Origin of the sequence: Flavobacterium sp. N1736 (genome assembly GCF_025947065.1) — a bacterium.
Lineage (GTDB): Bacteria > Bacteroidota > Bacteroidia > Flavobacteriales > Flavobacteriaceae > Flavobacterium.
Map to the genome: position 1 here is coordinate 3729397 of NZ_CP109994.1, position 21837 is coordinate 3751233.

Consider the following 21837-nt stretch of genomic DNA (forward strand, 5'->3'; position numbering starts at 1 on the left):
CAAGTATATCTTGCAGCTTTCTAATTAATTATCATTTAAATGCCTTTCTTAGGGTAAAACAAACCGAGTTTTATCTAACTCTTACTTATTATAATTTTATATAAATCTAGTAAGTGTATTCAGATGTTTCTACAGTAGTTTTACCTTCATTTTCTTTTGTCTCAATTCTTTTTACAGGATAACCATTTGCATCGTATTCATAGCTATAAGTTACAGTCCATATTGATATATTACCGCCGTTATTCGCTTTAGTTGTTTTCTTTGTTATATTGTTAACTGCAAATCCCTGGTCCATATCTACTACAGATTTAAATCCTAAAATATTAAGCCTTGGATTATTTTTAGAATCGTATTCATAAATATCTTCGTTTTCAGAGTCACCATTAGAAATCTGGTATCTAATTAGATTACCTTCAGAAAAAGTATAATTTCCAGATGTTGTAGTATGTTCTCCATCGTTTCCTGCACTATCACTTTTTATTTTATAGAAAAATATACTGCCATCTGGATTATACATATATTTTGTTTTATAGTAATTTCCAAACTCGTTACTAAAAATATAATCTACTTTTCCATTTGCATAAACATACTCTTTTGTAGAATAAACCTTTCCTGAAATGTCGGCTTTCTCAATTTTCGTTATTACATCTCCGGTATAGGTATAAAGTGTAAGGTTAGAATCATCTTTGTCTGACACTATTTTGTTATCGTTATACAGTGATTCAACTGTAGCGCTTAGCCCGCCAGAATAAGTATGAACCAGTTTTTGTAATAGGATAGGTTTAACAATTGGATCCACGATTGGATCGACTATCGGATCTACAATGGGATCCACAATTGGATCGACAATCGGATCAACATTCTTTTTTACTAAACAAGAACCATCGTAATCATTTGTACAAGAAGCAAGTGCTAATAAGGCAGCACTAAATAAATAAAGTGACTTTTTCATATTTTACAATTTTTTTACGAAAATAATGTAAGTACATATCTATCAGCTCCACTAAAAGGCATACGTGTATAAGAATAAGACTACTTTGACTATTTTTTTTAAAACAAGAAAAACTTAATAATTACAAAATAATATATCTTTAATATTCTTTAGTATTTTCCAATTTTGAATTTATAAATACAATTATTAAACTGGAATGATTTTTGTCGCACAAGATTTATGAAAAAACTTTTATTTTTATCGCTATTCATCTGCAAATCAGTTCTGTTTGGTCAAACTGTATTGGCTTCTTTTCCTTTAGATTTAAAAAAAACTGACGAATATAACCAGATTCTGAATGTTGAGAATACACAAACTCATGATGTATTTGTTTTTGCTGCTACAAATGAAAACATCAACATTTTAAAATACAACAATGCTTTGTTTCTGAACGATCAATATCTTTTTCCTAAAACAAATCTGGAAAACAGGTCATTAATTGGCTACAGTTTTGGCGAAGACCAAAATCCAAATTTATATTGGGCTTCAGAAGATTTTAAAGATATTATAGTCGCAAAATATTATTTAGAGACAAAAACGGTTAAACTGCTGAAATTTAATTTTCCGTTTTCAACCCAATATATTGTAAACTTTTTTCAGGAAAACAATGCATTTTATATCCTTTCTAAACATAAAACCGATCAAACTTTAATTTTCTATATTTTTAAAAATGGAAAGGCCGAAGAAAAAGAATTTAATTTTTCATCTTTCGTTTTTCAGAACAAAAACACACAGTTTGTCACTTTCAATAAAATTATTGACGAAAATCCAATAGAAAAAATAGAGATTGATAATTTTACTCCTTTGGATAAAAGTGCAGAAAAGAACAAAGCGTACTTAATCAAAAACCATCTGATTTTAACTTTAGACCATAATCCTAAAAAAACACAGGTATTTGATCTGGATATAGAAAATCATACCATCAACGAAAAATCCTTTGCCCAATCAGCCATTGAAAATATAAACAAGAGCAATTCATTTTTTAATGATAATAAACTTTATCAAATAAGCGCCAATAAATATGCATTTGCAATTGCGATAAAAGATTATAATTCAGGACAAACGCTAAAGGACATTAAAGTATTGAAGAATGACACGATTAAGTTTAAAACCTCTCCATTATTACTTCAAAACGATGGTCGAAAACCTATAGAATTAAAAAAAACAAGTCAGTTTTTAAACCATTTATCTTTCTTAAATATTGGATTGTCGGCTTTTAAAAATAAACAAAATACACTCGTTACTATTGGCGGAACTCCCAAAACAGAAGATTTTTATCAATATTATGATGGTGATTTTGGATTAATCGATCATACAGAAAGTGTTTATTTTGAAAGTATTCTAAATAATAATACTGATTTTATAAAAGACGAACAGCAGCCTTTGGCAATTGACAATATTTATTATTTTTTAAGTCTTCAGAAAAAAGCTGCCTTTCAAAATATCTTTAAATTTAAGGATTACTACATTTTGGGCTATTACGATTTTGACTCAAAACAATTCATCATGCGTAAGTTTACCGACGGATTTATTCAGCCCGATATTACAAATTCGATTATTAACAAAGCTATTTTTTCGAGATCTTTTCCGGTAGAAAAGCCTTAAATTTATTGAGAATTAATCCAAATGTCTCTCGTTTCGCATTTTGAAAAAAACGGAATGGATTATTTTTTTTAACTTTACAAAAAAGACACATATTATGCTATCAAAAAATATCGAAGCAGCTTTAAATAAGCAAATACGCATAGAGGCAGAATCTTCGCAAACCTACCTTTCTATGGCTTGTTGGGCTGAAGTACACGGATTAGAAGGAATCGCTCAATTTATGTACACACAATCAGACGAAGAGCGCGCACACATGCTTAAACTTGTAAAGTATGTAAACGAACGCGGAGGTCACGCTCAGATTACAGATCTAAAAGCGCCTAAAACTTCTTACTCTACATTTAAAGAAATGTTTGAAGCACTTTATAACCATGAAATTTTTGTTTCAGAATCTATTAACGAACTGGTTCACATAACTTTTGAAGAAAAAGATTATGCAACACACAATTTCCTGCAATGGTATGTAGCAGAACAAATCGAAGAAGAAGCTACTGCTAAATCTATTTTAGATAAAATCAACTTAATTGGTGATGATAAAGGCGGACTTTACTTGTTTGATCGTGATATTCAACAATTAACGGTTACAAGCTCGATCGCTATTAACCCAAAATAAAAAAGTTAAAGTTTATTTAGAATACATAAAAATAACATTTATTGCTATATATTTGCCTCTGTTTAATAATACCGAGTCAAATTGAGCAAGAAAGAAAAAGATAAGGACAAGAAAAAGGATAAAAAGAAGAAGAATAAAGCAATTCTTGAGAAACTTAAAAAGTTGGAAAACTGTAAATCTTCTTGTTGTGAGAAATATAAAAAGAGTGAGAACAAACGCTGCTCACGATGTCCTATGTTTGACTTATTAAAAAAGACTGCTTAAACTATATCATAAAAAACCCACCAATTGGTGGGTTTTTAGTTTTAAATTGCAGTCGTCTTAAAGACTCAAAATTTAATTATGAAAAACCAGATTATTATACCCAAATCAAGTCTTGATTTTTTACAGCAGCTTAAACAAAACAATAACAAACCCTGGTTTGAAGAAAATAAGCCACAGTATTTAACCGAATTAAATTATATAGAAACCTTTGCAGGTGCTTTGCTTCAGGAACTTTCTAAAACCGATGTTTTAGAAACCGCTTCGGGCAAAAAAAGTGTATACAGAATTTATCGTGATATTCGATTTGCTAAAGACAAAACTCCTTTTAAAACTTTTTGGGGAGGCAGTTTTACACGAGCAACAAGTACAAGACGCGGCGGCTATTATTTTCATCTGGAAAAAGGAAACAGTTTCTTTGCCGGCGGATTCTGGGGACCAAACGCTGCCGATTTAAAACGAATAAGAAGTGAGTTTGCACACGATTCCGGAACAATGCAAAAGATATTAAAATCAAAGTCTTTTGTGAGCACTTTTGGAACTTTGCAAGGCGAACAGCTTAAAACAGCACCAAAAGGTTTTGATATAACTCATGAAGCTATCGATTTACTTCGCTACAAACAGTTCCTGATTATTAAACGCTTTACAGATGATGAAGTATTAAGTTCGCAGTTTTTAGAACAGGCTTTAGAAACATGTAAAAATATGAGACCGTTTTTTGATTATATGAGCGAAATCCTTACTACGGATATAAACGGCGCATCGATTTTATAATTATTGACAACAACAAACCCGACAGGTTTTATCCCGAGGCTTCGGGACTGTCGGGTTTAAATGTCGAATCTACTAAACTATTTACTTAGCAATAAAATTTCACTGACAACAACTTCGGTTATATATTTCTTTTCTCCATTTTTATCATCGTAACTTCTGTGGGTTAGTTTTCCTTCAATCGCTACTTCTTTACCTTTTACAACATATTTCTCGATAATTTCGGCAGTTTTTCCCCAGGCGGTAACACGATGCCATTCGGTTTGTTCTACTTTTTCGCCTTTATCATTTGTGTATCTGTCATTTGTTGCAATCGTTAAATGAGCTAATTTTTTCCCATTTTCTAATGTTTTAATTTCCGGATCATTCCCTGCATTCCCAATTAATTGTACTCTGTTTTTCATGGCGTTCATGGCATATAATTTTTAAATGTTCGTATAAAAGAATTCGTTTATCAAATTCAACATTGCAAAGATGTGGCGACATGCAAAATTTATTCGGTTGCAAACTATTTACTTTCGGTTGTAACTATTTGTAAGCGTTTGTAAATGGAAATATTTTTTGTATATTTAGCAGAAATCTTACTATATGCAGGCGAAAATTAATAAAGTTGAATTAAGAAATTTAGAATTAGACGATTACAAACAGTTGAAAAATTCGATGGTAGAATCGTATCCTGAAATGGCTAATTCTTATTGGAGATCCAACGATATTAAAAAATTACTCTCCATTTTCCCTGAAGGTCAATTAGTTATTTTAGTTGACGGAATAGTTGTAGGTTCTGCATTATCCTTAATCGTCGATGAAAAACTGGTCGATAAAAGACACAATTATAAACAAATCATTGGCGACTATACTTTTTCGACCCATAATTCAGATGGGGAAATTTTGTACGGTATAGACGTTTTTATCCACCCGCATTATCGCGGTTTGCGTTTGGGACGTCGTTTATATGATGCCAGAAAAGAACTTTGCGAACAATTAAATCTTAAAGCAATTGTTTTTGCAGGAAGGATTCCAAATTATTCGCAGCACGCCAAAAAACTAACGCCACGATCTTACATCGACAAAGTAAAACATAAAGAACTGCACGATCCTGTACTTTCATTTCAGTTAAGTAATGATTTTCACGTTTTGCGAATCATCAAAAATTATCTGGAAGGCGACGAAGAATCAAAGGAATTTGCGGTTCTTTTAGAATGGAACAATGTTTATTATGATGAAAGCCCGAAACTTATTAATCTCGAAAAAAGCGTTATTCGATTGGGATTAATTCAGTGGCAAATGCGTCAGCTCAATAATGTTGAAGAATTTTTCGAACAATCAGAGTTTTTTATTGATGTTGTTTCCGGTTATGGTGCCGATTTTGCTTTGTTTCCGGAACTTTTTATAGCGCCATTAATGGCAGATTATAATCATTTATCTGAGGCAGAAGCCATTCGGGAACTTGCCCGATATTCTGACCCGATCAGAAAGCGTTTTCAGGAATTTGCTATTTCATACAACATTAATATTATTACCGGAAGCATGCCTTATCTGGATAACGGTAATTTATACAACGTTGGCTTTTTATGCAAAAGAGACGGAACTTCAGAAATGTATACCAAAATTCACGTTACACCAAACGAAGTTCAGCATTGGGGAATGAAAGGCGGATCTCATTTTAAAACCTTTGATACCGATTGTGGTAAAATTGGAATTTTAATTTGTTATGATGTTGAGTTTCCGGAGCTTTCAAGAATTATGGCAAATGAAGGAATGAATATTTTGTTTGTTCCGTTTTTAACGGATACTCAAAATGCATATACACGTGTAAAACATTGTTCGCAGGCGCGAGCGATAGAAAATGAGTGTTATGTTGCCATTGCAGGCTGTGTGGGTAATTTGCCAAAAGTAAATAATATGGATATTCAATATGCGCAGGCATCTGTTTTTACGCCATCTGATTTTGCTTTTCCAAGTAACGGAATAAAAGCCGAAGCAACTCCAAATACTGAAATGACATTAATTGTCGATGTCGATTTAAATTTACTAAAACAGCTTCACGAGCACGGAAGTGTACGAATTTTAAAGGACAGAAGACATGATTTATATGAAATTAAAAAAATAATTCCATGAAAACCTGCCTTGAATGTTCCGAAAAAATTGTAGGTCGGGAAGACAAGAAATTTTGTTCAGACAGCTGCCGAAATGCCTATAACAACAAAATAAATAAGGATAGTACTAATTTCATGCGGAATGTAAACAACAAATTACGTAAAAATTATCGTATTTTGTCCGAGCTAAATAAAGATGGAAAATCGAAGGCCACAAGAGATAAAATGGTAAATAAAGGTTTTGATTTTGATTTCTTTACTAATATTTTGCAGACAAAAACCGGAAATACGTATTATTTCCTTTATGATCAGGGATATCGCTCTTTAGACAATGATTATTTTATGCTCGTTAAAAAAGAAATTTAGTATATATTCAATATGAAAAAAAACCAGACTTCGATTCTTGCCTTCGTATGCGTTTTAGCAATTTTAGGTATTATATACGCCACAATGATGCCCCAATGGGTTTCAAAAAATGAAGAAGCACTTGCTGAATTCTCTACAGAAAGAGCGCTCAATCAGGTTGAAATAATTGCGCAGAAACCCCATTATGTAGGAACAACTAATCATGAATTAGTTGCTAATTATCTAAAACTCGAACTTAACCGAATTGGCTTAGAAGCCACAACTCAGGAAGGTTTCACGCTTAATGACAAAGGATTATTGGTTAAATCCAAAAATATTCTGGCTCGCATTAAGGGAACAAACAACTCAAAAGCGCTTTTATTGCTATCTCATTATGATAGTGCGCCGCATTCTTTTTCAAAAGGAGCAAGTGATGACGCATCCGGAGTTGCAACAATTCTTGAAGGCGTACGTGCTTTTTTATATTCAAAACAACCAAATAAAAACGACATTATAATTCTTTTTTCTGATGCCGAAGAATTAGGTTTAAATGGCGCTGCACTTTTTGTAAATCAGCATCCGTGGGCAAAAGATGTTGGTTTAGTATTAAATTTTGAAGCCAGAGGTTCTTCAGGTCCAAGCTATATGCTGATGGAAACCAACAAAGGAAACCAGACTCTTGTGAAAGAATTTGCAAAAGCAAAAGCAAAATATCCGGTCTCAAATTCGTTGATGTACAGCATTTATAAAATGTTGCCAAACGATACCGATTTAACTGTTTTTAGAGAACAGGGAAACATTCAGGGCTTTAACTTCGCCTTTATCGACGGACATTATAATTATCATACGCAACAAGATGATGTTCAGCATTTAAACAAAACCACTTTGTCTCATCAGGGAACTTACTTAATGCCCTTATTAAAATACTTTTCAAATATTGATTTAAACTCTACTCAAACTACAGAAGACAATGTATATTTTAGTGTTCCTTTCGGATTCATTAATTATCCATTTTCATGGGTTTTCCCAATGTCTATCATTGCTTTAGGTCTCTTAATACTTTTTATTTTTGTAGGTAAAGTGAAGCGCGTTATCTCTTTCAGAGAAATTTTCAGAGGTTTTGTTCCTTTATTGGGTGCTATAGCCATTGCAGGTTTGGTGACTTTTTTGGGGTGGAAAATACTTTTAGAGGCTTATCCTCAATATTCAGATTTGTTAAACGGTTTTACATATAACGGACACGCTTATATTGGCGCTTTTGTAACACTTAGTATAGCGATTTGTTTTGCTTTCTACCATCATTTTTCAGAAGCAAAAATTACAATGAATCATTACGTGGCACCTTTATTACTTTGGATCGTTATTAATCTATTTTTAGCCAATAGTTTAACAGGCGCCGGTTTCCTTATTATTCCGGTTTATTTTGGCATTCTTTTATTCGGAATATTTGTAATTACACAACATTACAGTTTAGGTTTAAACTTATTATTGAGTATTCCGGCATTAGCCATTATAGCGCCTTTTATCGTCATGTTTCCTGTTGGTTTAGGTTTAAAAATACTTTTTGGAAGCGCAATACTAACCGTTTTACTTTTTGGGTTATTACTTCCGGTATTTGGATCGTTTTTTAGAAAAGGAGCCTGGACTATTTTCTTTTTTATGGTTTCGGTTGCATTCTTTATTTATGCGGGTTCAAATTCAGGTTACGAATACGGAAAAGCAAAATCTAACAGTTTATTATACGTTTATAATGCCAATACAGATTCGGCAGTATGGACAACTTATGATACAAATCTCGACGAATGGACCAAAACTTATCTGGGAGAAAAAAATCAAAAAGCAGTTGGTTTAAATGGTCTTCCACTAGCCAGCAAATACAATTCGACTTTTACTTATAGTGCGATTGCACCAAAAATTGATGTTCCAAAACCAACTATTGCGTTTTTAAGAGACAGCGTGATTGGCAATAACAGGTATTTAAAAATAAAAATTACGCCAAACAGAAAAGTCAATCGTTACGATATTTTTGCAAATCCTAAAATGACCTTTTATAACTTTAAAGCAAACGGAGTTTCAACTTCCGGTCAAAAAGGAAATCGTTTAGAACGAAATGATATGAAAATTTTATGTTATTATGTTGTCGGCAACGAACCACTTGTAATGGATTTTTACATCAACAAATCATCTGTATTTGATATGGATTTAATCGAAAGTTCTTTTGATTTAATGACAAATCCTTTATTTCAGATCAAACCAAGAAGCGACTGGATGATGCCAACGCCTTTTGTTTTGAATGATGCCGTTTTGATTCAGCAAAAAATTAAAAAATATACCGAACCAGTAAATGTTCCAATCGAAACTGTACCGGTAAAAGACAGCGCTGTAATTGTAAAAGATACTTTGAAACCCATTGTAAAACCACAATAAAACAGAAACAATCTTATATAAAAGGCAAACTTCAATTAAAAAGTTTGCCTTTTTTATTTAACACGCACATTCAATTTTTAAACCTGATTTTACTCCGTTTGTTCCTTCGGTGGCGTAACCATCAAACTTCCACCACTCGATTCCGCCAATTAATTCTTTTACTTTAAAACCTAATTTTGCCATATTCAATGCTCCTTTGGTCGAAGCATTACAGCCAATTCCGTCACAATACGTTACGTACAAAACCTCTTTATCCAAATCTTTGGTGCTTTCTGCTGTCATTTCACGATGCGGAATATTAATCGCTGTCGGAATATGTTCTGCCTCATATCCAAATACCTTTCTCGCGTCAATTGCAATTACTTTTTCTCCGTTATTAAAAGCGTCAAACAAATCAGAAGGATCCATTTCGAAGGCCAGTTTATTTTCATAATGTTTAATTTGTGCTTCCATTTTCTTTTAGTTTTAATGATTTAGTTTTTTCAAAAGTAGCGGAACATTATATGTAATAAAAACGAAAAGAATTCATCGATTCGATTACTTTTTTTCATACAAAAGCAGCTTAAAATTTTGTTCCTTTGTATATTAATTCTCTAAAAATATGGAAATACGTCATTTACGATTGATAAAAGCGATTGTTGAAGAAGGAAGCATTACCAAAGCAATTGACAAACTTCATTTAACACAATCGGCTTTAAGTCATCAACTTAAAGAAGCCGAATATCAATTGGGCACGCCTGTTTTTTTTAGAATGAATAAAAAACTGGTTTTAACCAAAGCCGGCGAAAAAATGTATGAGATTGCCAATGAAATTCTGGACAAACTTTCGCAAACCGAATCTCAAATCAAACAAATGGTTTTTGGCGAACACGGCGAAATCAGAATTAGTACCGAATGTTTTTCAAGTTATCATTGGCTGCCTTCGGTTTTAAAGCAATTTCACCTTTTGTACCCCAATGTCGAATTGAAAATTGTTACTGAAGCCACACATATTCCATTACAAAAATTACTCGAAAACGTGATTGACATTGCTGTTATCAGCGATCAGATTGATGACAATAACATTAAATATCTCGAACTTTTTCAGGATGAAGTTGTTATGGCCGTTTCTGAAAACCATGCCTGGGCAAATAAAAAATACGTTGTTGCCGAAGATTTTATTGATGAACATTTACTGATTCATTCCCTTCCGATGGAAACTGTAACAATTCATCAGTTTGTTTTGGCTCCTGCCAAAGTAACTCCGAAAAAAATAACGGCGATACCGCTTACCGAGGCTTCACTTGAAATGGTCAAAGCCGATATGGGTGTGATGTCGATGGCAAAATGGGCATTGCACCCGCATTTAAAAAACAATCCCATAAAAGCCATCAAAATTGGAAAAAACGGCTTAAAAAGAAAGCATTTTATTGCAATTAGGGAAAACCAGATTTATCCCGATTATTTTCATCACTTTATTGCCTTTTTACAAACCGAAATTAACATTCAATGGACTATTTAATAAGAAGCTGCGAGGTTTCAGATTTGCCAAAACTTGTCATTCTATGCCAAAAACATGCTGAATATGAAAAGGCAGATTATGATGCAAAAGGAAAAGCAGAAGCATTAAAAAAAGCATTATTCGATTCAGATCCCAAGCTTTTTTGTTTGGTTGTCGCCGTCGAAAAAGACATTGTTGGTTATGTTTCTTATAATTTTAGTTATTCAACCTGGGAAGCCGGAGATATAATTTCTATGGATTGTTTATTTTTAGAAGAACAAGCAAGGAATTACGGAATTGGTGAAGTTTTAATCCATAAACTAAAAGAAATAGGAAAAGAGAAAAAGTGCATCAACATGCAGTGGCGAACACCGGATTTTAACGAAAGAGCTATAAAATTCTACAACCGAATTGGCGCAAGAGGAAAAGAAAAGGTTTGTTTTTTTCTGGATTTATTCTAATTCGCTAATATTTACTTCTTCATTTCAATCCGTCAAAATCTAGCGTAACGATAAAACCTTTGTACCTTTGCCCCTCTGACCCTTTGTACCTTAAAAAAAATGAAACAAATAAGCATTTTAGGCTGCGGCTGGCTTGGATTACCTTTAGCCAAAAGCATAATCGCAAAAAAGCGATATTCAATAAACGGGTCTACAACGTCTGAAAATAAGCTTGAGGTTTTAAAAGATGCCGGTATAAATCCTTATTTGGTTGCGCTTGAAAGCGAAAGTATTTCAGAAAGCATAAATCTGTTTTTAGCTGAAAGTGAAATATTAATTATTGATATTCCACCAAAGTTGAGAGGAAATATTGAGGATTCTACCAAAAAAGTCTTTGTTTCTAAAATTGAAAATTTAATTCCGTTTATAGAAAAATCAACCGTAAAAAAAGTACTTTTTGTAAGTTCAACTTCTGTTTACGGAGATGAAAATAATATGATTACCGAAGAAACTATTCCAAATCCGGAAACGGAAAGCGGGAAACAATTGCTCTTAGCAGAAGCGCTTTTGCAAAAAAATCAAAATTTCGAAACCACAATTCTACGTTTTGGCGGTTTAATTGGCGAAGATCGCCATCCGGTGAAACATTTAGCGGGAAAAGAAAATATAGAAAATCCTGATGCTCCGGTTAATTTAATTCATCAAAATGACTGCATCGGCATCATTGAAGAAATCATTAATCAATCAAAATGGAATGTCGTTTTTAATGCCGTTGCTCCTTTTCATCCAACAAGAGAGGAATATTACACTCGAAAAGCAAAAGAACAAAATCTGGTTTTACCGAAATTCAGCATAAAAAAATCGAATATAAAAAAGGTTATTTCGAGTGAAAAAATCGAAAACAGTTTAAATTACCAGTTTAAGTTGACAAATTATTAAACTATGGAAACAGTCTACATCAATTCACCATTAGGAATCACCAAAATAGTTGGTGATGAAGATGGCGTTTCTATAATTTCAGTTTCAGATGTTGGTACAAATGAAGTTTCAAAAGAGATTCCAAATGTTTTAAAAGAAGCCGTTTCACAATTAAACGAATATTTCGATAAAAAAAGAACCGATTTCAGTTTCAAACTAAACCCAAAAGGAACTGAATTTCAGCAAAAAGTATGGAAAGCTTTATTGGAAATTCCATACGGAAAAACCATAAGTTACATGGATCAAACCAAAAAGCTGGGTGATATAAAAGCGATTCGTGCAGTAGCATCTGCAAATGGTAAAAATCCGCTTTGGATCGTGGTTCCATGTCATCGCGTTATTGGTACAAATGGTTCTTTAACGGGTTATGCAGGCGGTTTGCCTCGCAAGAAATGGCTGCTTGAACACGAAAACCCAAGTACACAACAAAGTTTGTTTTGAAAAAATAAAAAGTTTGCCACGAATTTCACCAATTTAACGAATTAAAATTATAGTTTTATAAATCTTAATTATAGGTTATTGCTTACAATTTGTTTTGTAAATATTTGAAAGTCCAAAAATCTAAGGCATCTAAATAATGATTGAAAAAATAAACCTCAACAACATACTCTTTCTTGATATTGAAACCGTTCCCGAAGAAGAAAACTTCAATTCGCTTGACGCAGAAATGCAATCGCTTTGGGATTTGAAAACACAATACCAGCGAAAAGACGATTTTACGCCGGAAGAATTTTACGAGCGTGCCGGAATCTGGGCTGAATTTGGAAAAATCATTTGTATTTCTGTTGGGTATTTTACCATTAAAGGAGATATTCGGAATTTTCGTGTAACATCGTTTTTTGGCGATGAAAAGAAGATTCTTCACGATTTTAATAATCTTCTGAATAATCATTTTAACCAGCCGCAACATCTTTTGTGCGGACATAATGCAAAAGAATTTGATATTCCGTTTTTGGCACGCCGAATGATTATCAATCAAATTGCGATTCCGGATAAACTGAATTTATTTGGCAAAAAACCTTGGGAAATTGCGCATCTCGATACTTTAGAATTATGGAAGTTTGGCGATTATAAGCATTTCACTTCTTTAAAATTACTGACTAAGATTCTTGGCCTTCCATCGCCAAAAGGCGATATTGACGGAAGTCAGGTGGCTCACGTTTTTTATGTGGAGAAAGACATTGACAGAATTGTAACCTATTGCGAAAAAGATACCATTGCTGTTGCGCAGATTTTCCTGCGCTTTCGTCGTGAAGATTTATTGATTGATGATGAAATTATTCATGTTTAGTTTTTAGGTTTTAATTTTTAATGTTTTAGGAAATGACACATCAGGAAATCTCGTATTATAGACTTGCTGCTCAGAAACTTTTAGAAACAAATTCAAATTCTCCGCAAGAAATTGTGCATCATTTAGGCGCAATGCAGGCTCAGGATTATTCGATGGCAAAGTGGGCGATTGGTTCGCGATGTAATGCTACAGAAAAAGAGATTGAAGAAGCTATTGATGCTGCAAAAATTATTCGAACTCATATTCTAAGACCAACCTGGCATTTTGTATCTGCCGAAGATATTTATTGGATGTTGGATATTTCAGGACCGCAAGTACAAAAAATGACTATTTCTGCTGCCAAAAAATATGGTTACGACGTTCAAAAACTAAATCAGATAAATGCAGCAATAGAAAAACTATTATCGGGAAACAATCATTTAACGCGTGAAGAAATCATGCAGGAACTAAACATTAAAAAAAGTTCCGGTCAGGATTTTTTAGCCGCTGCAATTATGATGCATGCTGAACTTGAAGGTTTGGTTTGTAACGGAAAAATGAAAGGCAAACAAATAACGTATGCTTTGCTCGAAGAACGCGTTTCTAAACCAAAAACAAAACTGAATAAAGAAGAAGGTTTGGCGAGATTAGCTAAACGATATTTTGAAAGTCACGGACCTGCAACTTTATTAGATTTCTCCTGGTGGTCCGGTTTTTCGCCTACAATCTGCAAACAAATTATTAACGCAATAGGGTTGCAATTAAATTCTGTTGCAATTGAAAATCAAACCTATTGGTTTGGTAATCAAATTAATAAAGAAAATAATTTTAAGGAAAGCATACACTTTCTACCTGCTTTTGATGAGATTTTAATATCTTATAAATCTCGTGAAGCTTCTATTTTATTAGAACATCAATCGAGGGCTTTTACCAACAATGGCATTTTTAAACCGATTATTCTGGAAAACAGCAAGGTGATTGGAACCTGGAAAAGAACGATGAAAAAAGACCACGCCAAAATAGAAACGGAATTTTTTAATGAAACTGAAAGTCACAAAAAAGCAATTCTTTTTGAAGGAATTAAAGCTTTTGGAAACTATTTGGAAACCAAAATTGTTATCGAATAAATCGAATTTTCACTAAAACATTACAGTTTTAGGTAAATTCTTCTGGTTCGAACATTAAAATCTTTATGCATATTATCTCGAAATAATTACATTTACAAAAAAAACAGCGTTATGGTATTAAGTAGATTTTGGTTAACTATTTTTATTTCGTCGATTATCTTTATTATAGTCAGTTTGTTTACAGCCAACACTTATACTATTGATTATGTTTTGAATGGAAAGAAAGACGATCCGATTCTTGTTTCAGAAAAATACGCTGAACAGCTCCCTGCTTTCATCAAAGACAGCATCAAAAAAGCGCCGGATCAAACCATGATTATCAATCGCGATACGCTTAACGCCGACACGACTTATGTTTATAAAAACAAAACCGTAAAAATTTACAGCGGTGTTCAAAAATCCGATGGTTTATTGCCAACCTGTAAAAGTACTTTGGTCGATTTAATTTTACCGCTTATTGCCTATTTGGCTTTTTTCTGCGGATTAATGGAGCTTTTAATTATTTCAGGAGCATCCGGGAAATTGGCTAAAGGACTGAGTCCGGTTTTTGTAAAAGTGTTTCCAAGTATACCAAAAAACCATCCTTCTATTTCATATATGACCTTAAACTTCGCTGCTAATTTCTTAGGATTAGACTCTGCTGCGACTCCGTTTGGTCTTAAAGCGATGGAAAGTTTACAAGAAATAAATCCTGATAAAGACAAAGCCAGTGATGCGCAGATTATGTTTATGTGTCTGCATGCTTCGGGATTGACTTTAATTGCAACTTCAATTATTGGTTATCGCGCTGCTGCAAATGCAAGTAATCCTGCAGATGTTATGCTTCCGTGTATCATTACTTCTTTTATTGGTACAATTGCCGCTTTTTTAATTGTTGGAATTAAACAAAAAATCAACTTCAAAAGTGCTTCTCTTGTTATCGCCTTAATGCTATTAATAGCCGCCATTGTTGGTTTGCTGATGTATGTGAATCATTTGGATTTAATTGGGAAAAATTATTTCACTTCTAATCTTTCGGGATTAATTTTAATAGGAATCATTGTTTTTACGCTGATTTTCTCCTTCATAAACGAAAAGAAATTCAGTGAGGCAAACACCACTGTTTTTGATTCATTTGTAGTTGGAGCAAATAATGGTGTTAAAACCGGTGTTACTATTTTTCCTTATGTTTTAGGAATGTTAGTGGCCATTTCGTTATTCAGAAACAGTGGTTTATTTGAAATCATCAGCAACTGGATTGCTTTTATTTTTTCGAATATGGGCGTAAACAAACAAATTACTGATGCATTACCGGTTGCAATGCTTAGACCTTTTAGTTCTGCAGGATCAAGAGGCTTTTTGATTGATTCGATGAATACTTTCGGCGCAGATTCCTTAACGGGAAGATTGAGCAGTATTTTTCAATGCAGCGCAGAAAGCACTTTTTATGTAATTGCGGTTTACTTTGGCTCTGTAAACATAAAAAATACCCGTTATGCTTTGGGCACGATGCTTTTGGTTGATGTAATTTGTGTTATTACTGCGATTTTTGTGGCTAGCTGGTTTTTTTAGAATATGAGGCAAATATCAAAATTAATCTTTCTATTAATTGGAAACGTATGCAAATGGGTCGCTTATGGCGGTAAAAAATCTATGGATGACGTTCTAAAAATGAAGCCACAATACCTTTTTATTCTATTCCTTTTAATAAGCTGTCAAAAACCAAAGCCAGTTTCGCAAAATCAAACAAAAAATGTTACTGCAGAAAATAAAATAGAAGCAATTGCTACTGCAGAAAAGTTTCTAAAAACAGATACAATCCCGATTTCTAACGGAGAAGAAAATGCTATGGGCAATTATGTTCTCGCAAATCTATTAGATCAAAAAGCGGATAAAGACAGCATTGTTACTGTAAAATACCGATTGGATTTTTATGAAAATAAGGAGAAAAAAGCTTCTTCAAAAGTTACAATTGAAGGTTATCAAAAAGGAGCTGAATGGGGAGCTGATTATGGTTTAGCTACAGCTACAAACAAAAATACTTCATTTATTCAGGTTTCGTTTGGATATCCTGCATGCGGATATAATCAAAATAATTATCTGTATCATCTAAAAAACAACGATTTACAATTGGTTTATCAATGGGATTCTATGACTGACAGCGGCTGGGGAAGCTGGGTTGAATTTACAACTCCAAATGAAAAAGATACAGAGGCATTTTACTGCAAAAGAGTTGCCTTTGAGCCGGAAGATGGTGATGATGATATGGGAAAAGTTTCTTATTCTGATTCGACTGTTTTTCGCTTTAACGGAAATAAATGGAAAAGTCAGTTACTTTCTGCAAAAGACAAACCCTATTTTGAGAAAAAAATGTCGTTTAATGAATTTAATGATATTAGATAAACCTGTAAAACGATTCTTATTCAAATTCTTTCTTAGGTAAATAATTTTTAACTTTGTCAAAAACAAAGAAATGATTGATTTTATATACCAGGATCCTTATCCTATTTTAAAGGATGATACACAATACCGCAAAATTACTTCAGATTTTGTGAAAGTTGAAAAATTTGGAGAACGTGAAGTTCTGACTGTTGATCCAAAAGGATTAGAATTATTAGCTGAAGAAGCTTTAACCGATGTTTCGTTTATGTTGAGAACGACACATTTACAAAAATTAAGAAACATTCTTGATGATCCAGAAGCGACAGATAATGATCGTTTTGTGGCTTACAATTTACTTCAAAATGCATCTGTTGCTGCCGAAGGTCAGTTACCAAGCTGTCAGGATACCGGAACGGCAATTGTAATGGCAAAAAAAGGTGAAAGCATTTTTACCGGTGTTGATGACGCTGAATGGCTGAGTAAAGGAATTTTCAATACGTACCAAAAACGCAATTTACGTTATTCGCAAATTGTTCCGATTTCGATGTTTGAGGAAAAAAACTCAGGCTCGAACCTTCCGGCTCAAATTGATATTTATGCTAAAAAAGGAAATTCGTACGAGTTTTTATTTATGGCAAAAGGCGGTGGATCAGCAAATAAGACTTATTTATATCAGCAAACAAAATCTTTATTGAATGAAAAATCGATGGATGCTTTTGTTCGCGCAAAAATAAAAGATTTAGGAACTTCTGCTTGTCCGCCTTACCATTTAGCTTTGGTTATTGGAGGAACTTCTGCGGAAGCAAATCTAAGTGCCGTTAAAAAAGCATCTGCAGGATATTACGATCATTTGCCTACTACCGGAAATATGTCCGGTCAGGCTTTTCGTGATTTAGAATGGGAACAACGCGTACAGCAAATTTGCCAGGAAAGTGCTATTGGCGCTCAGTTTGGCGGTAAGTATTTCACCCATGATGTTCGTGTAATTCGTTTGCCTCGTCACGCAGCTTCTTGTCCGGTTGGATTGGGAGTTTCATGTTCTGCCGATAGAAACATCAAAGGGAAAATTACAAAAGACGGAATTTATGTGGAACAGCTTGAAATAAATCCGAAGCAATTTTTGCCTGAAACAGCGCCGCATTTAGAAGCTCCTGTAGAAATTGACCTAAACCAGCCAATGGCAGATATTTTGGCTAAATTGAGCCAATATCCAATTAAAACCCGTTTAAAACTAAACGGAACTGTAATTGTTGCCCGTGATATTGCGCATGCAAAAATCATGGAGCTATTAGAAGCAGGTCAGCCAATGCCGGAATACTTTAAAAATCACCCTGTTTATTATGCAGGTCCGGCAAAAACTCCGGAAGGAATGGCTTCGGGAAGTTTTGGACCAACTACTGCGGGACGTATGGACGTTTATGTGGATGAATTCCAAAAACATGGCGGAAGTATGATTATGCTGGCAAAAGGAAATCGAACGAAACAGGTTACAGATGCCTGCAACAAATATGGCGGATTTTATTTAGGTTCTATTGGAGGTCCGGCTGCAATTTTGGCGCAGGATAATATTTTGAAAGTAGAAGTTGTTGACTTTGAAGAATTAGGAATGGAAGCTGTTCGTAAAATTACGGTTAAAGATTTCCCTGCTTTTATTATTACTGATGATAAAGGAAATGACTTTTTTGAAAATTTATGATTTTTTAGCTTCTAAGTTACTAAGATAAATAAAACCGCCCAAAAAGGCGGTTTTTTGTTTTTTTGCGGTTAAACATCAAGCGCTTTTATCTACAGTTTCAAATGCTATAAAATGCGATAATTCTCCTTTTAGGTTAAAAACAGGAATTCCGTTGATTTTGCATTTGTATGTACGACCATTTTTTTTATAATTTTCGATTGTTTTTTCAAATGGTACCTGAAGTTTAATGGCTTCTCTAATTTCTTTTAAAGTAACATTGCAGGTTTCCGGTCCCTGAAACATTTTTGGTGTTTTTCCTAATATTTCATCTTCGGTATAACCTGTCATTCTTTTAATTCCGGTTGAGGCAAAAACAATTTTCAGATCGAGATCTGTCACGACAATTACCTCATCTTTAATTCGTTCCTTAATTTTCAGATGTTTTTCATTCCAGTTAAACTGATTTGAAATTTTGCTTACTTTTTTTAAATCTGCAAAAGTAGCTTTGAGTTCATTAACATATTCGTAATGAAAATCCCATGCTAAAATAGGAACCGAATTTCGATTTAATATTTCATCAGAATTGTCTTTTTTCATCCCCAAATGATTTATTCGTACTTAACTTCCATAAAGGTAAAATGAAAATATGGAATTTACTTACGGAAATCCTCATTTGGTGCAATTTATAACTGTTAAAAAGAAAATTTAAGCTGAACAACAACTGCCTTTTTTTCCTCGGTATTTAAATTATTCAATGAAATTCCGAGCAATCGAACTGAATCTTTCATGCGTTCCTGATATAATAATTCTTCGACGACTTCCAGAATAAGGCTTTTATCAGAGATAAAGTAAGGCAGTGTTTTACTTCTGGTTTGTTGTGTAAAGTCGCTGTATTTAATTTTAAGGGTAACGGTTTTACCTGAAATTTTATGCTTTTTTAATCTTTTTTCTAATGATGTTGCAATTCTTTCGAGTTGTTCGAGCATAAAAATTTCAGAAGATAAATTGACATCAAAAGTGTGTTCTGCTGCTACAGATTTGGCAATACGCGAAGGTTTAACTTCACTGTTATGAATGCCCCGAACTACATTATAATAGAAAGTACCGGATTTTCCGAAGTGTTTTTCGAGAAATTCAACCGATTTTGTTTTCAAATCAGCTCCGGTAAAAATTCCCAATTGATACATTTTTTCGGTTGTTACTTTTCCAACACCATAAAACTTTCTAATTGGCAGTTCTTCCAAAAAAGGTATAATCTCATCCGGATTTACTGTTTTCTGTCCGTTTGGTTTGTTGATATCGCTGGCAATTTTAGCAACAAATTTGTTGACAGAAATTCCTGCCGAAGCGGTGAGTCCAACTTCATTTAGAATTCTTAACCTAATTTCCTGAGCCAATAAACTGGCGCTTGGGTTTCCTTTTTTATTTTGGGTTACATCAAGATACGCTTCGTCAAGCGAAAGTGGCTCGACTAAATCTGTATATTCATGAAAAATTTTATGAATTTTATTTGATATTTCTTTATACCGATCAAAACGCGGACGTACAAAGATAATTTCGGGACAATATTTTTTAGCTAAAACGCCGCTTATGGCACTTCGAACTCCAAATTTTCTTGCTTCGTAACTCGCCGCCGAAACTACTCCTCTATTCTCTGAACCGCCAACAGCAACGGGTTTTCCGCGTAAAGCAGGATTATCCATTTGCTCTACCGATGCATAAAAAGCATCCATATCAATATGGATAATTTTTCTATATACAGGCGTTTCAGACATGCTACAAATTTAAATAGGAAAAGCAATAAAAAAGTCTTGAAAGTAGTTATAAATCATATCAATTTTAAAGATTCTCAACTTAATAGTTACAGACGAATGATTTTCTTTATTTTTGTATCTTATTCGAAAAAAATTGAAATGCGAACATTTGTTATAGGTGACATACATGGAGGATTACTCGCGCTTGAGCAGGTATTGAAAAAAGCCAATGTTACTAAAGAAGACACTCTTATATTTTTAGGTGATTATGTGGATGGCTGGAGTCAATCGGCAGAAGTAATCGAATATTTGATTGATCTTAAAAGCAAACAAAACTGCATTTGCATTAGAGGAAATCACGATCAGCTGGCATTGGACTGGCTTGAAAACCGCAATGAGGAATTTGATGAAGAAATGTGGTATAAACATGGCGGAAAAGCTACTGTTGAAGGATACTCTAAACTTTCTGACGAAAAAAAGAAAACACATATTGCTTTTTTTGAAGCGCTGCAGGATTATTATCTGGACGATCAAAACCGATTATTTGTTCACGCCGGTTTTACAAATTTAAATGGCGTTGTCTGGGAATACTTTCCAAAGTTATTTTATTGGGACAGAACACTTTGGGAATCAGCACTTTCTCTGGACCCCAATTTAAAACCCGGCGATTTATATTATCCAAAACGTTTTACGGTATACAAAGAAATATTTATTGGACACACGCCTGTAACCAGAATTGGTCAGACTGTTCCAATAAACAAGGCTTGTGTCTGGAATGTTGATACCGGAGCTGCATTTAAAGGCCCTCTGACGATTATGGACGTCGATACCAAGGAATTCTGGCAAAGTGATCCGTTAAATGAACTCTATTTTAATGAAAAAGGTAGGAATTAATCTGTAAAAAACTACATTTGCAATCCAAATAATTAATATTTAAGTTTATGAAAAAAGTTATTACACTTTTGTTTTTAGTATCATTCGGATTCACTCATGCTCAAAAAGCTTTTTCAGGAAAAGGTGATATGAAAGTTAATGTTGGTGCTAACCTTCAAGATGGTGGTTCAGGAATTCAAGGTTCTATCGACTTTGGTTTAGGAGAAAATTTCTCTTTCGGATTTGTTACAACTTATTTGCTTGGAGTAGATAATTTTAGTGGTGTTTACCACAATAATCCAACTCCATATTATGATCTAAAACCAGAATTTCAAGATCGTTTTGATGCCAAAGCAAGAATTAATGCAAATTTAAGCAGCGTAATTGGTGTTGAACAACTTGATGTTTATCCTGGTTTAAGTTTAGGTTTACACAATTTTGGCGGTCATGTTGGCGGTCGTTACTTTTTTACCGAAGGATTTGGTGTTTTCACAGAAATCGGATTCCCAATTGCAAAATACGGTAACAATAATGATGTATTCGATCATTTAAACAATCAGGCAACTTTTAGTTTAGGAGCTTCTTTTAATTTATAAGATTTTCCAATACAATTTATATTAGAAAGCGTTCATAATGAACGCTTTTTTTATTTCTAAAAGTCAGGAAGTTTTGTTTTCACGCAGATTCTGCAGATTCTGCAGATTTTTTTTAATCTTTTAATCTGTGGCATAAAACTTAGGTTTTGATAATTTTTGGCTTTACTTGATTAA

Annotated in this window: 22 protein-coding genes; 17 read left to right on the forward strand and 5 right to left on the reverse strand. The window is 33.6% G+C overall.

Annotated features, from left to right (window positions below; genetic code table 11):
- Window positions 1-106: 106 nt before the first annotated feature.
- Window positions 107-952, reverse strand: a complete 846-nt coding sequence (locus OLM54_RS15845) for a hypothetical protein (RefSeq protein WP_264535546.1) — start codon at window positions 950-952, stop codon at window positions 107-109.
- Window positions 953-1171: 219 nt separating this feature from the next.
- Between OLM54_RS15845 and OLM54_RS15850 the strand changes: the two genes are divergently transcribed.
- The 3 genes from OLM54_RS15850 to OLM54_RS15860 all read left to right on the forward strand — a co-directional run bounded on the left by OLM54_RS15850 (window position 1172) and on the right by OLM54_RS15860 (window position 4244).
- The gene (locus tag OLM54_RS15850) at window positions 1172-2596 is read left to right on the forward strand and encodes a hypothetical protein (protein ID WP_264535547.1); all 1425 of its coding nucleotides are present in this window, start codon (window positions 1172-1174) and stop codon (window positions 2594-2596) included.
- Between the two features lie 94 nt (window positions 2597-2690).
- On the forward strand, window positions 2691-3209 hold the full coding sequence (locus tag OLM54_RS15855) for a ferritin (RefSeq protein WP_264535548.1): 519 nt from the start codon (window positions 2691-2693) through the stop codon (window positions 3207-3209).
- A 342-nt stretch (window positions 3210-3551) separates the two neighbouring features.
- Window positions 3552-4244, forward strand: a complete 693-nt coding sequence (locus OLM54_RS15860) for a DUF2461 domain-containing protein (RefSeq protein WP_264535549.1) — start codon at window positions 3552-3554, stop codon at window positions 4242-4244.
- A gap of 77 nt (window positions 4245-4321) precedes the next feature.
- On the opposite strand, the gene OLM54_RS15865 is transcribed toward OLM54_RS15860, so the two are convergent.
- Complete coding sequence (locus OLM54_RS15865; RefSeq protein WP_264535550.1) at window positions 4322-4654, reverse strand: single-stranded DNA-binding protein; 333 nt, start codon at window positions 4652-4654, stop codon at window positions 4322-4324.
- Between the two features lie 175 nt (window positions 4655-4829).
- Here OLM54_RS15865 and OLM54_RS15870 point away from each other — a divergent pair, with 175 nt between their 5' ends.
- From OLM54_RS15870 to OLM54_RS15880, 3 genes are read left to right on the forward strand one after another with little or no spacing between them, the layout of a single operon-like run.
- Window positions 4830-6359 carry a bifunctional GNAT family N-acetyltransferase/carbon-nitrogen hydrolase family protein gene (locus tag OLM54_RS15870; RefSeq protein WP_264535551.1) on the forward strand — a complete coding sequence of 510 codons (1530 nt, stop codon included), beginning with the start codon at window positions 4830-4832 and terminating at the stop codon, window positions 6357-6359.
- Window positions 6356-6703, forward strand: coding sequence for a hypothetical protein (locus OLM54_RS15875; protein WP_264535552.1), 348 nt, complete (start codon window positions 6356-6358; stop codon window positions 6701-6703). The genes OLM54_RS15870 and OLM54_RS15875 overlap by 4 nt, the downstream gene beginning before the upstream one ends.
- Window positions 6704-6715: 12 nt before the next feature.
- On the forward strand, window positions 6716-9109 hold the full coding sequence (locus OLM54_RS15880) for a M28 family peptidase (protein ID WP_264535553.1): 2394 nt from the start codon (window positions 6716-6718) through the stop codon (window positions 9107-9109).
- Between the two features lie 57 nt (window positions 9110-9166).
- Here OLM54_RS15880 and OLM54_RS15885 read toward each other — a convergent pair whose 3' ends face one another.
- Window positions 9167-9562, reverse strand: a complete 396-nt coding sequence (locus tag OLM54_RS15885) for a rhodanese-like domain-containing protein (protein ID WP_264535554.1) — start codon at window positions 9560-9562, stop codon at window positions 9167-9169.
- A gap of 148 nt (window positions 9563-9710) precedes the next feature.
- On the opposite strand from OLM54_RS15885, the gene OLM54_RS15890 reads away from it, so the two are divergent.
- From OLM54_RS15890 to OLM54_RS15930, 9 genes are all read left to right on the forward strand, one after another.
- On the forward strand, window positions 9711-10610 hold the full coding sequence (locus tag OLM54_RS15890) for a LysR family transcriptional regulator (protein WP_264535555.1): 900 nt from the start codon (window positions 9711-9713) through the stop codon (window positions 10608-10610).
- Window positions 10598-11050 (forward strand): GNAT family N-acetyltransferase, encoded by a 453-nt coding sequence (locus OLM54_RS15895; protein WP_264535556.1) that lies wholly within the window; start codon window positions 10598-10600, stop codon window positions 11048-11050. Before OLM54_RS15890 ends, OLM54_RS15895 begins: the two co-directional genes overlap by 13 nt.
- A 99-nt stretch (window positions 11051-11149) precedes the next feature.
- A complete protein-coding gene (locus tag OLM54_RS15900) occupies window positions 11150-11968 on the forward strand; it encodes an NAD-dependent epimerase/dehydratase family protein (RefSeq protein WP_264535557.1) in 819 nt (272 codons plus the stop codon).
- A gap of 3 nt (window positions 11969-11971) precedes the next feature.
- A complete protein-coding gene (locus tag OLM54_RS15905; protein WP_264535558.1) occupies window positions 11972-12448 on the forward strand; it encodes a methylated-DNA--[protein]-cysteine S-methyltransferase in 477 nt (158 codons plus the stop codon).
- A gap of 136 nt (window positions 12449-12584) precedes the next feature.
- On the forward strand, window positions 12585-13298 hold the full coding sequence (locus tag OLM54_RS15910; protein WP_264535559.1) for a 3'-5' exonuclease: 714 nt from the start codon (window positions 12585-12587) through the stop codon (window positions 13296-13298).
- Between the two features lie 32 nt (window positions 13299-13330).
- Complete coding sequence (locus tag OLM54_RS15915) at window positions 13331-14404, forward strand: winged helix DNA-binding domain-containing protein (protein ID WP_264535560.1); 1074 nt, start codon at window positions 13331-13333, stop codon at window positions 14402-14404.
- Between the two features lie 111 nt (window positions 14405-14515).
- Window positions 14516-15955 (forward strand): nucleoside recognition domain-containing protein, encoded by a 1440-nt coding sequence (locus OLM54_RS15920; protein WP_264535561.1) that lies wholly within the window; start codon window positions 14516-14518, stop codon window positions 15953-15955.
- A gap of 99 nt (window positions 15956-16054) precedes the next feature.
- On the forward strand, window positions 16055-16786 hold the full coding sequence (locus OLM54_RS15925) for a hypothetical protein (RefSeq protein WP_264535562.1): 732 nt from the start codon (window positions 16055-16057) through the stop codon (window positions 16784-16786).
- 70 nt (window positions 16787-16856) lie between these two features.
- Window positions 16857-18461 carry a fumarate hydratase gene (locus OLM54_RS15930; RefSeq protein WP_264535563.1) on the forward strand — a complete coding sequence of 535 codons (1605 nt, stop codon included), beginning with the start codon at window positions 16857-16859 and terminating at the stop codon, window positions 18459-18461.
- A gap of 75 nt (window positions 18462-18536) precedes the next feature.
- On the opposite strand, the gene OLM54_RS15935 is transcribed toward OLM54_RS15930, so the two are convergent.
- Both OLM54_RS15935 and dinB read right to left on the reverse strand, forming a co-directional pair.
- Window positions 18537-19037, reverse strand: a complete 501-nt coding sequence (locus OLM54_RS15935) for a PAS domain-containing protein (protein WP_264535564.1) — start codon at window positions 19035-19037, stop codon at window positions 18537-18539.
- A 95-nt stretch (window positions 19038-19132) separates the two neighbouring features.
- Window positions 19133-20215 carry a DNA polymerase IV gene (gene dinB, locus OLM54_RS15940; protein WP_264535565.1) on the reverse strand — a complete coding sequence of 361 codons (1083 nt, stop codon included), beginning with the start codon at window positions 20213-20215 and terminating at the stop codon, window positions 19133-19135.
- 138 nt (window positions 20216-20353) lie between these two features.
- Here dinB and OLM54_RS15945 point away from each other — a divergent pair, with 138 nt between their 5' ends.
- Both OLM54_RS15945 and OLM54_RS15950 read left to right on the forward strand, forming a co-directional pair.
- The gene (locus tag OLM54_RS15945) at window positions 20354-21088 is read left to right on the forward strand and encodes a metallophosphoesterase family protein (protein WP_264535566.1); all 735 of its coding nucleotides are present in this window, start codon (window positions 20354-20356) and stop codon (window positions 21086-21088) included.
- A 47-nt stretch (window positions 21089-21135) separates the two neighbouring features.
- The gene (locus OLM54_RS15950; protein ID WP_264535567.1) at window positions 21136-21663 is read left to right on the forward strand and encodes a DUF6646 family protein; all 528 of its coding nucleotides are present in this window, start codon (window positions 21136-21138) and stop codon (window positions 21661-21663) included.
- The last annotated feature ends 174 nt before the right edge of the window (window positions 21664-21837 follow it).